At 52.0% G+C, this 11,861-nt stretch carries 16 protein-coding genes; 11 read left to right on the forward strand and 5 right to left on the reverse strand.

Annotated elements, in window-relative coordinates:
• The first annotated feature begins 7 nt into the window (after nt 1-7).
• Nucleotides 8-415, forward strand: coding sequence for a DarG family dialkylresorcinol biosynthesis protein (locus D568_RS0102620; protein ID WP_020208012.1), 408 nt, complete (start codon nt 8-10; stop codon nt 413-415).
• Nucleotides 412-1,404 (forward strand): BtrH-related acyltransferase DarH, encoded by a 993-nt coding sequence (darH, locus tag D568_RS0102625; protein WP_020208013.1) that lies wholly within the window; start codon nt 412-414, stop codon nt 1,402-1,404. The genes D568_RS0102620 and darH overlap by 4 nt, the downstream gene beginning before the upstream one ends.
• On the opposite strand, the gene D568_RS0102630 is transcribed toward darH, so the two are convergent.
• The 5 genes from D568_RS0102630 to D568_RS18985 are packed head-to-tail and all read right to left on the reverse strand — an operon-like array spanning nt 1,401 to nt 5,733.
• Nucleotides 1,401-2,255, reverse strand: a complete 855-nt coding sequence (locus D568_RS0102630) for a beta-ketoacyl synthase N-terminal-like domain-containing protein (protein WP_020208014.1) — start codon at nt 2,253-2,255, stop codon at nt 1,401-1,403. The genes darH and D568_RS0102630 overlap by 4 nt on opposite strands.
• Nucleotides 2,255-3,403, reverse strand: coding sequence for a beta-ketoacyl synthase N-terminal-like domain-containing protein (locus D568_RS20890; protein WP_020208015.1), 1,149 nt, complete (start codon nt 3,401-3,403; stop codon nt 2,255-2,257). Before D568_RS20890 ends, D568_RS0102630 begins: the two co-directional genes overlap by 1 nt.
• Nucleotides 3,400-3,672 carry a phosphopantetheine-binding protein gene (locus tag D568_RS0102640; RefSeq protein WP_020208016.1) on the reverse strand — a complete coding sequence of 91 codons (273 nt, stop codon included), beginning with the start codon at nt 3,670-3,672 and terminating at the stop codon, nt 3,400-3,402. Before D568_RS0102640 ends, D568_RS20890 begins: the two co-directional genes overlap by 4 nt.
• Nucleotides 3,650-4,834 carry an ABC transporter permease gene (locus D568_RS0102645; RefSeq protein ID WP_020208017.1) on the reverse strand — a complete coding sequence of 395 codons (1,185 nt, stop codon included), beginning with the start codon at nt 4,832-4,834 and terminating at the stop codon, nt 3,650-3,652. Before D568_RS0102645 ends, D568_RS0102640 begins: the two co-directional genes overlap by 23 nt.
• Nucleotides 4,831-5,733, reverse strand: a complete 903-nt coding sequence (locus D568_RS18985; protein ID WP_020208018.1) for an ABC transporter ATP-binding protein — start codon at nt 5,731-5,733, stop codon at nt 4,831-4,833. The genes D568_RS0102645 and D568_RS18985 overlap by 4 nt, the downstream gene beginning before the upstream one ends.
• A gap of 136 nt (nt 5,734-5,869) precedes the next feature.
• On the opposite strand from D568_RS18985, the gene D568_RS18990 reads away from it, so the two are divergent.
• Genes D568_RS18990 through D568_RS0102695 form a run of 9 tightly spaced genes read left to right on the forward strand, consistent with a single transcriptional unit; the run spans nt 5,870 to nt 11,857 of the window.
• Entirely contained in the window at nt 5,870-6,604 is a 735-nt protein-coding gene (locus D568_RS18990; protein WP_020208019.1) for a beta-ketoacyl synthase chain length factor, read from the forward strand.
• A complete protein-coding gene (locus tag D568_RS0102660) occupies nt 6,591-7,376 on the forward strand; it encodes a lysophospholipid acyltransferase family protein (RefSeq protein ID WP_020208020.1) in 786 nt (261 codons plus the stop codon). The genes D568_RS18990 and D568_RS0102660 overlap by 14 nt, the downstream gene beginning before the upstream one ends.
• Complete coding sequence (locus D568_RS0102665; RefSeq protein ID WP_020208021.1) at nt 7,369-7,629, forward strand: phosphopantetheine-binding protein; 261 nt, start codon at nt 7,369-7,371, stop codon at nt 7,627-7,629. Before D568_RS0102660 ends, D568_RS0102665 begins: the two co-directional genes overlap by 8 nt.
• Before the next feature lie 21 nt (nt 7,630-7,650).
• The gene (locus tag D568_RS0102670; RefSeq protein WP_020208022.1) at nt 7,651-7,899 is read left to right on the forward strand and encodes an acyl carrier protein; all 249 of its coding nucleotides are present in this window, start codon (nt 7,651-7,653) and stop codon (nt 7,897-7,899) included.
• Nucleotides 7,896-8,456: a COG4648 family protein gene (locus tag D568_RS0102675; RefSeq protein WP_020208023.1), complete on the forward strand. Its 561-nt coding sequence runs from the start codon at nt 7,896-7,898 to the stop codon at nt 8,454-8,456. The genes D568_RS0102670 and D568_RS0102675 overlap by 4 nt, the downstream gene beginning before the upstream one ends.
• On the forward strand, nt 8,446-9,831 hold the full coding sequence (locus D568_RS18995; RefSeq protein WP_020208024.1) for an AMP-binding protein: 1,386 nt from the start codon (nt 8,446-8,448) through the stop codon (nt 9,829-9,831). Before D568_RS0102675 ends, D568_RS18995 begins: the two co-directional genes overlap by 11 nt.
• On the forward strand, nt 9,828-10,187 hold the full coding sequence (locus D568_RS20895; protein WP_020208025.1) for an ApeI family dehydratase: 360 nt from the start codon (nt 9,828-9,830) through the stop codon (nt 10,185-10,187). The genes D568_RS18995 and D568_RS20895 overlap by 4 nt, the downstream gene beginning before the upstream one ends.
• Nucleotides 10,180-10,935, forward strand: a complete 756-nt coding sequence (locus tag D568_RS0102690; protein ID WP_020208026.1) for a glycosyltransferase family 2 protein — start codon at nt 10,180-10,182, stop codon at nt 10,933-10,935. Before D568_RS20895 ends, D568_RS0102690 begins: the two co-directional genes overlap by 8 nt.
• Nucleotides 10,928-11,857 (forward strand): lysophospholipid acyltransferase family protein, encoded by a 930-nt coding sequence (locus D568_RS0102695; RefSeq protein WP_020208027.1) that lies wholly within the window; start codon nt 10,928-10,930, stop codon nt 11,855-11,857. Before D568_RS0102690 ends, D568_RS0102695 begins: the two co-directional genes overlap by 8 nt.
• The last annotated feature ends 4 nt before the right edge of the window (nt 11,858-11,861 follow it).

Genomic DNA, 11,861 nt, shown 5'->3' on the forward strand with positions numbered 1-11,861 from the left:
GGAAAGCATGCGCACAGATGATGTACCGCAAGATAACAGCAGTACCTATGCTGGCCACAAAAAGCTGTTGTACGCGCAGAACGAGCAAGGGCATTACCAAAGCGTTCAAAGTAATGGTTGGCAAGTGGAGGCTGAGGCTACGCTTGATGCCGTTGCATTGTATGAACGTTTGGCACGTGAAGCCTGGCAATTGGTGAAAGCGGGGGATAAATCACCATTGTATTTTTATATGTACCACAGTCGCATGGATGAAGCGCTGCTGGCTCAGGTGGCAGGGGTGTGGCGCTGGTGTTTACGTCGGCACTTTAAGCCGACTGTTTTTGCTCGACTAACACCCAAAATATTAAGCCGCTACGCTCAAGCGATGGATTTATCCGTCGAGCAACTCACTCAGTTACCGGACACGCAGCCATGAGTTTTCAACACCGACAGGCAGCACACTGTGAAAGCGGGGTCATTTCTTCCCTGTTGACTCATCACGGTCTCGCAATCTCAGAGCCTATGGCCTTTGGCCTTGCCAACGCGCTCGCTTTCGCTTATATCCCGGTGGTAAAAATTGGTGGCCAGCCTTTAATTGCGTACCGCCTCCCGCCGAAAGCAATTATCAAAGGGCTCTGTCGGCGTCTGGGGGTGGAAGTGCGCTTCCAGAAATTTAAAAGTCCCGTTGAGGGCGCAAACGCGTTAGACGATTTATTAGCCCAGGGAAAAATGGTGGGCTTACAGACCTCCGTTTATTATTTGCCGTATTTTCCGCAAGAAATGCGCTTTCATTTTAACGCTCACAACCTTTTGGTGTATGGAGAGCAGTCGGGACAGTACTTAGTCAGTGACCCTGTTTTTGAGCAACCTGTGACTGTCGCGGCCCGGGATTTAAACAAAGCGCGTTTTGTTCGCGGCCCGCTGGCCCCGAAAGGATTGCTTTATACCGTTGAGTCGGTACCAAAACATATCGACTATGCCCGCATTATTACGCAAGCGATAGGCAAGAACATTAAAGTGATGACAGGGGCCCCTTTACCGGTCATTGGTGTTAGAGGTGTTATGCACCTTGCCAAAAAAATAGAAAAGTCCCGTTTAGACGACACACAGCAGCGGCTTTTTTTGGGGCACATTGTGCGTATGCAAGAAGAAATAGGGACAGGAGGCGCGGGTTTTCGTTTTATCTACGCTTCTTTTTTGCAGGAGGCCGGGGCACTTCTGGAAGATGAGACGCTTGGGGAGGCGTCTCAAGCCATGACCGAGGCGGGTGATTTGTGGCGCGATTTTGCTGTGGCTGTAGCGAAAGAGTGCAAGACATCGCTACCTATTAATAACTCACAGCTTGCCGATCTGTTGCGCCTTACCGCTACGCGCGAGCAACAGGTTTGGCAGTTGTTAACGCAGTGGTATAAGCGCAGGCGTTAAGGCTTGGCGGGTATGGCTTCCCAGCTGATGGCGCAATAACTAGATCCGCTGCGCGATAAGTGTAAGGCTTTTGTTTGGCCTAATAGGTGATTGAAGGCCGCTGCTGAAAAACTGCCGTGGGCCGCGGCGTGGGGGACGGGATCATACACAGTGTGATTGCTCTTAGACAGTAAGCGCTGTTCTTTTTCCGTAGGAAAAAAGCTCAGTTGGGTTGAGTACCCGTTATCCGATAGTGCGGGTAGATCAGTATAGAATGTGGGGGCCGAGAGCTTTCCTAAAGCTTTGTCTGGAGAGCGTGACAAGAGCAGCCAGTGTGTTCCTTCCAGCAGCGCAGGCCTGTTAATGGGCGAGCCTAAGCGCTGATGTTGGTGACTTAACGGTAGCACGGCTTCATCAAAGCAACCCACTAACGCTGTTTCACATTGCCCTGCCTCCAGATCGAGGCAGGCGTGGTTAAGGGCTGTTTCAAACGAGTGTTCTTCAGCGGAACAAACAAGTGCAGTGCCGGTAAGGTTTAACAGTTGTGTTAAATAAAACCCTGCCGAATTGCCAAGTGTGTTTACAAAATGCAAAGGTTTAGGCAGTTCACGATCCGATTCAATGGTCTGCATCACCCTGGCTGAGGTGGCCACAGCGCCTTTGCTGGTGCCTAAATATAGACTGGTGTTATGGGGGAGTGCGCGCGATTTCACGCAGTTGAGTCCGCCCGCAATACACAGTTGGATATAGCGATCAATACGACGGATTTTCTTTTCGTGCCATTTTTCGATTACAGGCTTTAAGTCCGGCAGGTTTAAGGTGTCGGGTTCAATACAGTGCAACAGAGAGTAGTGGTCAATGAGGTAGGGCATTAGTTTATCCCCCGGTCTTGCACGATGAGGGCGTTATTGTTGCCGCCAAAAGCAAAGCAGTTCAGCAAATAATAACCAGGCGTGGCATCCGTGGGGGTGCTGAGTATATTCATGCCCAGTTTGTTATCTACTGGGGTGCCCGGATTGATGGGTAGCTTACCTTGTTGCAGGCAGCCCAGCATCAGTGCGGTTTCAATTGCGCCGCAGGCTCCTAAGGTGTGCCCGATGTAAGGCTTGATTACAAATCCTGGCGGTGGTTTATCAAAGGTCAGATGCATGGCCGCCGCCTCTGCCTCGTCATTAAGAAGCGATGCGGTACCGTGCAGTTTTACGGCCCTAATATCCTCCGCGCGTAGTCCGCAATTTTGATACGCCGCCTGGATGACTTTGGCCAATTCTGCGCCGCTTGAGTGCGCTGCCGTCAGGCTGTGGTTGTCGGTGCATATCGCCCCGCCAGTAAGACTCCAGCGCCTTTGTTCGCTCGGTGTATGGCGTTCGTGGCTTAGCAACAAAGCTCCGCAACCGTCACCGAGTATTAAACCGTCGCGATGTGGTGCGAAAGAGGCCATAACCCCCGTGGGTGAAATGAGTCCCAGGCCGTAAAAGCCGAGCGCGCTGGTGGCGTTGATGTGCTCGGTGCCGATTACTATTGCATGATCAACCTGACCCTGCTTTATAAGGCGGTTGGCGTATAGCAGTGCGTTTGCGCTGGAGGTGCAGGCCGTGGAATAAGTGCTTCTTACAGGGCCGAGGCCGAGCGAATCTCCCAGCCTTTGCGCTATTTTTCCATAGCCGATAATGGGCATGGCAACCGCACTATCTTTGCCCTGGCTTTCAAGTGCCTGTCGGTATTGCTGCTCGGAAATATGGACATCGAAAGAGGAGGAGCCAATCAACAAAGCTGTGCGTTTTCGCTCTTGTGCATTCAACGCGCCTTGCTCAATCAGGTGCTGCACGGTCTCTTTCAGCTCCTCATAAAAATCAGCCTGTCTGGGGGCCGAAAAATATGGCAGCGTGATTTTTTCACACCGTTGTGAAAAGGACACTGAACCCGTGTTGGTTTCAGAGCGCAGCAGTCGCGGGACTGCCTCGGCAATATTTTCTCCTAGGGCGCTGCGGGCACTAAAACTGCGGATAATGGCGCTCATTGGGTTGACTGTTGGGCGATGGTGTTGGCCAGAGTGTTGATGCTTTTTAATGCCCGTTGGGCCGCCGTGTTGCCTTCAATGCGCACGCCATATTGGTTTTTTACCGCCATGCATATTTGCAGTACGTCGAGGGAGTCCAGTTCCAGTTTGCCCCGCAGCAGCGGTGCATCATCGTCAATATCCTCAACGGTAAACTCGTCTTTGTCGCACTCTTCAATGATCAATTGTTTTAATGCTGTTTTTAATTCAGTGGTAACCGTTTGAGGCATGCCGGGTGCTCCGTTTTAGAATCATCGTAGCCAAAATAAATAAAATAATAGCCAGGCTTATTAATTTTATTGCCGGGGTGTAAATTGCGCTCCATCCGCCCTGTCGCACAATGAGTTCGATAAAGCCGCTGAGTGCCCAGTGCATGGGAGAAAATTCGGCAATGGTCTGAAGATTGTCGGGCATCATAAAGACCGGCACCATAACCCCGCCAAGTGCAGCCAGCAATAGATTGCCTGCCGCACTGCTGATCGAGGCCTGTTGAATGGTGTGAGTGCTGGCTGCAATAAGACATGCACACGAGAGCGCGGCAAGGCTTGTGGCTATTCCCATGACTGCCAGTGCGGGTAAGTTAGTGTTTGTAAGCGATAATTGATCACCGCCCAGCAGCGGCAAAATATAAATGCCAACCGCAAGCATCAGCGTGAGTTGAAGCAAATTAATTAAGAAATAAGGTAAAAGTTTTGCACCGTAGATAAGCGCAACTGGAGCCCCCAGCGTGCGTAGCCTTGCAAGCGTACGTTGATTCCGCTCTTCGATGATTGTGGTTGATAAAGGTACCGCGATAAAAAACATAGCAAAAATAAGCCACGCAGGAACATTTTGCTGCACAGCGGTGGGGGTTATGGCATTGGTGCTCTGCGCGGGGTCGGTGGTGGCAATAAAATGAGTTAAGAGAAACTCGCGCTCCGCGTATTCGCTGTCGTGTCCCAGTTCATTGGCGATATTTATGGCTCGCATGCGGCCTACGGCCTCTTGAACCGCGGCGCGAATCAAAGATCTTTCTCGTACCCCCAGCTCAGGTGCAAAGCTCAAGATCAACCCTGGCTGATCGGAGGTGGCTTCCAGAGCCTGGTCAAAGTGCGGCGTAAACGAAATAGCAAACACCTCGGCGTTAGTGCTGAGAGGTCCGTCTCCTCGCTGCAGGGCGAGATAGCGTGATCGCTTAAACTCTCGCTCAAGGGCGAGGCCGTTAAAGGACTGGGTTTGGCCTGTCAGGTAACCTGGAAACTGGGCGGTTTGTTCGCTGCCAAAACGATCCTGCAAGGCCAGTGACATGATGATGATAAACAGCGCCGGCATCGCAAAAAGAAGGGCCTGGGCGTGCCAGTCACGCATCAACAGTAGGCTTTCCTTGCGCACAGAGGCGATGAACCTTCTCATGGTTTGACCTCTGTTCTAGCCAGACATTGAAGGTAGACTTCTTCAAGGCGGCGTTGGCCAATGTTAAGTGTGGTTAATGAGACGCCTGCATGGTCTAACGCTTTTATCAGGCCGGGTAGCGTCAGTTGGGCCTTGTCTAGGTCGCAGCGGTATGCGTTAGCAGATACTTGAGACAGCGAAAGGCGCTGACAAAGAGAGCTGTCGATAGCCACCGCTGAGCTAAAGCGTACCTGTGAAGCTGCCTCTGTGAGCAGAGTGTGGGTGTCTCCTTGTAACAGGATTTTTCCTTGGTGCATAACCGCCACTCGGTTTGCGATGGCCTCTACTTCGTCCAGTAAGTGCGAGGTATAGATAATGGCGCAGCCAGAGTGACTCTGTGCTCGCACGGCAGCGAGAATATCCAGGCGTGATTTTGGGTCAACATTGGCCGTCGGCTCGTCAAGGATCAGTAACTTGGGCTGCTGCAGAAGTGCGATGGCAAAGTTAAGGCGGCGCTTGTAGCCGCCCGACAGTTTCTCTGCTCGGGTCTTGGCTACCTCGCTCAGTCCAGTTTGCTCCAGACTTTGGTGGATTCTTGCGCGTATGGTGTGACGATCCAATGGTAATAGCCCGGCGAAGTAGGAGAGGTTTTCCCGCACGGTAAGGCGAGGATAAAACGCATATTCCTGGGGTACCAGGGCAATATCACTTTTGCCCAGCTGTATCTGAGCATTGTCAAGCAGGACCTCACCGTGAGAGGGGGTTAACTGGCCTGTCACCAGTGCGGCCAGTGTTGACTTGCCTGCGCCATTAGGTCCGAGTAAGCCAAGCACCTCACCCGCGGCGACCTGGAGGCTTAATTCATCAATCTGATTCTCGTGCGGGCGATAGCTAAAACTGACTCGATTTAGACTTAACATGAGGATCTTCGTGGGAAAAGCGGCAACTATACTGTTTTTGGCTGCATTTTCCGAGGATTATGGGGTTAATTTGTCACTGTTTCTGGATACAAGGTCGTGTAAAATGGCGCACCTATTTGATTAGGCGTGTGGAAAAATGCAGATATGGCTGACTCACTGCAATGCGTGGGCACCTGGCTACAGCGACGTAGAACAGTGGCGAGAGTTTACCGTACAGAGTTTACCCGCTGGGGATGAAAAACCAGCAGCTAGCGGCGTACCGGCCATTTTGCGGCGGCGGTTGACCCGCTGGGGGCGTCAGGCTTTTGAGGTGGCCGAGCAGTTCGGCACTGATTGGCCGGACAGTGCGCCCGTGATTTTTTCGTCCCGTCATGGAGACACTGGGCGAACCTTTAAGCTGCTGCAATCGCTCGCCAATAACGAGCCGTTATCGCCCAATGGTTTTAGCTTGTCGGTGCATAACTCCGCGCTGGGGTTGTTCAGCATTATAAAAAAACTGCAGGCGCCCACGGTGGCGATGGCGGGCGGGCGAGATACTCTGGCTTGTGCTTGGCAAGAGGCCGTAAGCTGGCTGAGGGATGGGGCCGAGAAAGTGCTTTTAATTCACAGTGAAGAGCCTTTGGCGAGCCTTTACCAGGGTTATGCCGATGAGCGCGAGATGCCCGCCGCCTTGGCCGTAGTACTTGCCACTAAGCCCTTGACCGGCAGCTGCCCGGTAGAGCTGGTTTGTCACCCCGGGCCGAGCTCAATGCCAGATAGTGCCTCGCAAATGGTGGGTTTTTTGGACTGGTGGTTCGGGGATGCTCCGCAGTGGCAGTCGCACACGTCTCGTCATGTGTGGGAGTGGAGGCGGGGCAGTGCTTGCGTTTAAACGTGTGTTGGATCGAGGCTGGAGAACGCTGGCAACGGGCTTTTGTTTTGCTTTGTTCTCGCTGTTAGCGCTAGCTCAGACCCTTATGGTGTTTCCGGTCATCTATCTTCTGCCCGGATCACGAAAAGCAAAGGCCGCCAGGGTGAGGCGATTGCAAAGGTTCAGTTTCAGCGGCTTTGTGGCTTTGATGGAGTGGCTGGGGTTGATAAGCGTTACGCGCCATAACACAGCGCTGTTGCAGCAGGCTAAAGGGTGCCTGGTTGTGGCTAACCACCCAACGCTGATTGATGTGGTTATATTGTTTGCGCTGTTGCCAGAGGCCAACTGTGTGGTGAAAGGCGATCTTTGGCGCAATTTGTACATCCGCGGGGTGATGCGCGCGGGGGGGTTTATCAGCAATGCCAGTGGTGATGAGTTGTTGCAAGGGTGCCAACAGGCACTGGACGATGGTCAGGCGGTGCTGATTTTCCCGGAAGGTTCACGTAGTGTTCCCGGACAACCGTTAGCGTTTAAACGGGGGCTGGCGAACGTGGCTGTGAGAAGTCAGGCGCCAATTTTGACGGCGTTTATTACCTGCGAGCCGCTAACTTTGGTTAAGGGTGCACCTTGGTATCAAATTCCGCCTAGGCGAGCCGATATCCATGTGTATTTTCACGAGATTATTAACCCTGAACAAGTCATAGAAGGGTTTGATGACAAACCTCGGGCGGCGCGCTTGCTAACACGATATTTAGAACATTATTTTGAAGAAGGTTTAAAGCGCTATGGCTGATATCGATAATGATATTAAACAAATGATTATTTCTGAGTTGGAGCTTGAGGATGTAGAAGTCGAGGATATCGACACTCAGGCTCCACTGTTTGGTGAGGGCTTGGGCCTCGATTCTATCGATGCTCTGGAGCTGGGGTTAGCGCTGCAGAAGCGTTTTAATGTAAAAATAGATGCAAACTCAGACCAGAATAAGGAACATTTTCGCAGTGTCGCAAGCCTGCGAGAGTTTGTTTTGGCTCAAACTGCCTCGTAGGCCTGAGAATATAGAATTACCATGACTAAAGATGAAATCTACAACGAATTAAAAAACGTCCTGATCAACTCGTTTATGATCGAGGAGGGGGATATATCGCCTCAGGCTGACCTCTACAATGACCTGGACTTCGACAGTATTGATGCGATTGATCTGGCCGCTAAGATTCACAGCGTCACAGGCAAGCAACTCAAGCCCGAGCAGTTCAAGGGTGTGCGAACCATTGGTGATGCGGTCAATGTTATTGACGAGTTGCTGAGGGCGGAGTGACCAGAACTCTGGGGGTTTTGGCGGCGCTGGTGTTGCTGCTTTATCCACTCATTGTTTATTTTGCGGGTAACTGGCTTGAGCCGCGATTAGTGGGTGTGATTCTGGCTGGGGGGTATGGAGTACGTCTTCTTTCTAAAGCGCAAAATGGCAAAGCACGCTTAGCAGCGCTTAGCGCCATCGTGTTACTTCTCGTTGTATTGTGGCTTTGGAATGATGAACGCATGCTTAAGCTCTGGCCTGCGTTTATAAATGTCCTAATGGTTTCTTATTTCAGTTATACCCTGTTTTGCCCACCCACTTTACCTGCGCGTATGGCAAGTCGGGAGTTTAACGATGGTCTACCCCCGGTGGTAGAGCTTTATACCCGCAGAGTCACCCAGTTATGGATTGTGTTTTTTATTGTTAATGGTGCTTTAGCGGCCTACACCGCGCTGTACGCCAGCCGGGAGGTGTGGGCTTTTTACAATGGCTTACTGGCGTATGTGTTGATCGGGCTGTTGTTTGCACTGGAATATCTGTACCGGAATTTATTTTTTAAGAAAAAGCATGGATTGTGAGTCATCAGTCAACTTGCGTCGGCAAGGATTAGTTCGCTCAGAGCAGGTTTTGGCGTACCGTGCTAACGATGTGGTCACCCGAACTGACTTTAGTCGCCAGGTGCTGGCTTTTTATCGTGCCTTGCGTTCGCGTCCCGAGCAACGCATCTGTTTGTGGTTGGATTCGGGGGTGGATTTCCTCGCCTCTGTTTTGGCCCTTGCGATGGCGGGCAAACGCACGGTTATGCCGCATAATTTACAACCGCAATCGGCTCGAGAGCTGCAGCCTCATTTTGATGCGCTGATTGTCGATACCCCCATGCCCGACATCGATTGTCCTCAGTGGAGCCCGCTGGAGTTGATGGCTGTTGATGGCGATGATTCGGGCGTGGACGATAACGCACTGCAGCAACCTGCTGAATTATTATTGTTTACCTCGGGCAGTACCGGTGCACCGGAACCCGTTATGAAAACCCTTGCGGATTTTGAGTCTGAGATCACGTCGCTGCAACGGGTCTTTGCAGCGCAAGTGACAACGACACCTGTGGTGGGTACGGTCAGTCATCAGCACATCTACGGGCTGCTTCATTTACTGCTTTGGCCGCTGGAGCGCGGGGCTGGTTTTATGGATGCCAGTTGCCACTACCCCGAGATACTGGCGGATTACGCTGCTCAGTTCGATGAACTGGTTCTGGTGTCCAGCCCCACACATTTAAATCGTTTGCCTGTGAGTGATAAATTTGTCGCAACCGCTCGCTCGTTTAAGGCGGTCTTTTCCTCTGGCGGGTTATTGTCTGCGGAGGCGTCTCAAGCAATGGCTAATGTGTGCGGCGGCGCGCCTTTGGAGATTCTGGGCAGTACGGAAACGGGGGGGGTTGCCTGGCGCTGTCAAAGCGATAGTTCTTTATGGCAGCCGTTACCGGGCGTCAGTATTACCACCAATGCTGAACAATCGCTGGTGGTGTGCAGTGCTCATTTAGGTCATGGCGGACACTTTACCATGGGCGACTGCATCGAGCTGCAGGCTGACGGTCGCTTTCTTTTACGTGGGCGCGCTGATCAGGTTGTCAAAGTAGAAGGCAAGCGCTTATCTCTGACCGAGCTGGAAAAGCGTTTGTGTGACCAGCCCTGGGTCCGTGAAGCTCGAGCAGCTGTGCTACGGGGCAAGCGCGATGAAGTGGTGGTTCTGGCTAGTCTCACAACACAAGGTAATGACGAGCTACACAAACGGGGTAAACGAGCGATTAATCAATTGCTGCGAGCCTCTCTTGTGCAATTTTTTGAGGCGCCGTTATTGCCCCGCCGGTGGCGTTACGTTGTTGAGCTGCCACGCAATAGCCAAGGTAAACTGCCGCAAAGTGCGGTGCTGAATTACTTTCAGCAGGAGGACGAATGATACCGTTACCTGCCCCAATTGAAACCCTAGAGTCGTCTGCTCAGCGGTTGGTGTGCGAGTTTGATCTTGAGGCGCAACACCCTTGCTTTGAAGGTCATTTTCAAGGCTTGCCTGTGCTCGCAGGCGTTGTCCAAATCGCTTGGGTCTATCAGCTGGCGCAAACGCATTTTGATCCTTCGCTCTCATTTTCTGAGTTGAGGTCTAACAAATTCCAACAGCTGGTGCGCCCACCGGTTCGCCTGCGTTTGACTCTCCAATATCAAGCCGATAAGGGTTTACTTAAATTCACTTACCAAAATGCTTCGGGTGTGACGGCTAAAGGTGCGGTGGCGGTCGTGGGGCGAGCCGATGACTGAGTCGCTGCGCGTGTGCGCTGTTATTCCCGTATACAATCATGCGCATCTGGTTGGTGACACCCTTGCCCGCCTACAGAGCCAAGGGCTTGATTGTCTCTTGGTGAATGATGGTGGCGACGCGCAGGCGACGGCCATTTTAACTGAGCTAAGTCGCACGACAGGCTGCGAGCTTATCGAGCAACGCCCCAATGGTGGTAAAGGCCGCGCAGTGGTTCTGGGAATGCATCACGCCGCAAATCGTGGCTATACCCACGCGCTGCAAATTGATGCCGATGGCCAGCACGATACCGATGATGTACCGCACCTTTTGGCGCTGGCGCAGGCCAACCCCGATGCTGTGATTACGGGCATTCCAAATTACGACGACTCAGTGCCAAAGCACAGATTATACAGTCGCTATATAACCCACGTATGGGTATGGATAGAGACCCTCTCCTTTGAAATTAAAGATTCGATGTGCGGTTATCGTGTGTATCCGCTAGCGTCCGTGGTAGACCTGTCACGCCAGGTTACGCTGGGTGGGCGCATGGACTTTGATACCGAGGTGCTGGTACGCCTTTATTGGCGGGGGGTGCGTGTTATCTCGCTACCTACTCGAGTGGTTTACCCTGAGCATGGAGTGTCTAACTTCCGCCTGTGGCGAGACAATGTGGTGATCAGCTGGATGCATACACGCCTGGTGTGTGGCATGTTGCTGCGTTTGCCAAAGCTGTTGTATTGGGCTTTGCGAGGGCGTGGCAATGGCTGAATGGCACAAGCAGCGAGAGCGCGGCAGTCGAATTGGTATGGCGCTGCTTTTTTGGTTGTATCGCCACGGCGGTCGCTTTCTTATTTTGCCCGTTGTTTATGTGGTGGTGTTCTATTTCTTTTTGACTCGTTCAGCCACTCGGCGGTATAGCCGTCTGTATTTAAAGCGTGCAGAGGCTTCAGTAAGCCTCTGGAATGTCTGGTTGCATCATGTGAGCTTTGCCCGAGCGTTAGTGGATAGGCTCGGTGCCTGGATGGGGCGAATTAAACGCACAGATGTGGAGTTTTCCGGCCATCAACGGTTATTGCAATTACAGCGTGAAAAACAAGGTGCCGTTATGTTGGGGGCACACTATGGCAATCTGGAAATGTGCCGGGCCGTGGTGGAAAACGAAGGGACGTTAAAGCTCAATGTGATCTTGCATACGGCGAACACGCAAAAATTTAATCAGTTGCTGGACAGCGCCAGCGATCAAGTACAAATGCGTTTGATTCAAGTTGAAGAAATCACACCGGCAACGGCGATTACCTTGAAACAAAAGCTCGATGATGGCGAGTTTTTGATTTTACTGGCTGATCGTTTGCCGCCGAGTAATGAACAGCGATTTTTTACTCAAAAATTTCTAGGGGTTGATGCTCGCTTTCCGGTCGGACCATTCTGGTTGGCTCTTCTACTGCAGGCGCCGGTTTTTTTTATGGCGGGGTATCGCAGCAAAAACGGCTACCGCGCAGAGCTGCAACCTCTTTATAACGGCGCCAAAGTACTCCGGTCGCAAAGGGACGAGACTTGCCGAGTGTTACTGCATGGCTTCGTTACTCAGCTAGAAATACTGTGCCGCCGCAACCCCTTGCAGTGGTTTAATTTTTACGATTTTTGGGGCGATGATACGCCACCAAATACCACCGAAAATCAGGAGCATTGATCCG

The organism is Gilvimarinus chinensis DSM 19667 (assembly GCF_000377745.1).
GTDB lineage: Bacteria > Pseudomonadota > Gammaproteobacteria > Pseudomonadales > Cellvibrionaceae > Gilvimarinus > Gilvimarinus chinensis.

Coding starts and splice junctions, on each gene's coding strand:
- D568_RS0102620 (WP_020208012.1), top strand. CDS start 8: ATGCGCACAGATGATGTACCGCAAGATAACAGCAGTACCTATGCTGGC.
- darH (WP_020208013.1), top strand. CDS start 412: ATGAGTTTTCAACACCGACAGGCAGCACACTGTGAAAGCGGGGTCATT.
- D568_RS0102630 (WP_020208014.1), bottom strand. CDS start 2,255: ATGCCCTACCTCATTGACCACTACTCTCTGTTGCACTGTATTGAACCC.
- D568_RS20890 (WP_020208015.1), bottom strand. CDS start 3,403: ATGAGCGCCATTATCCGCAGTTTTAGTGCCCGCAGCGCCCTAGGAGAA.
- D568_RS0102640 (WP_020208016.1), bottom strand. CDS start 3,672: ATGCCTCAAACGGTTACCACTGAATTAAAAACAGCATTAAAACAATTG.
- D568_RS0102645 (WP_020208017.1), bottom strand. CDS start 4,834: ATGAGAAGGTTCATCGCCTCTGTGCGCAAGGAAAGCCTACTGTTGATG.
- D568_RS18985 (WP_020208018.1), bottom strand. CDS start 5,733: ATGTTAAGTCTAAATCGAGTCAGTTTTAGCTATCGCCCGCACGAGAAT.
- D568_RS18990 (WP_020208019.1), top strand. CDS start 5,870: ATGCAGATATGGCTGACTCACTGCAATGCGTGGGCACCTGGCTACAGC.
- D568_RS0102665 (WP_020208021.1), top strand. CDS start 7,369: ATGGCTGATATCGATAATGATATTAAACAAATGATTATTTCTGAGTTG.
- D568_RS0102670 (WP_020208022.1), top strand. CDS start 7,651: ATGACTAAAGATGAAATCTACAACGAATTAAAAAACGTCCTGATCAAC.
- D568_RS18995 (WP_020208024.1), top strand. CDS start 8,446: ATGGATTGTGAGTCATCAGTCAACTTGCGTCGGCAAGGATTAGTTCGC.
- D568_RS20895 (WP_020208025.1), top strand. CDS start 9,828: ATGATACCGTTACCTGCCCCAATTGAAACCCTAGAGTCGTCTGCTCAG.
- D568_RS0102690 (WP_020208026.1), top strand. CDS start 10,180: ATGACTGAGTCGCTGCGCGTGTGCGCTGTTATTCCCGTATACAATCAT.
- D568_RS0102695 (WP_020208027.1), top strand. CDS start 10,928: ATGGCTGAATGGCACAAGCAGCGAGAGCGCGGCAGTCGAATTGGTATG.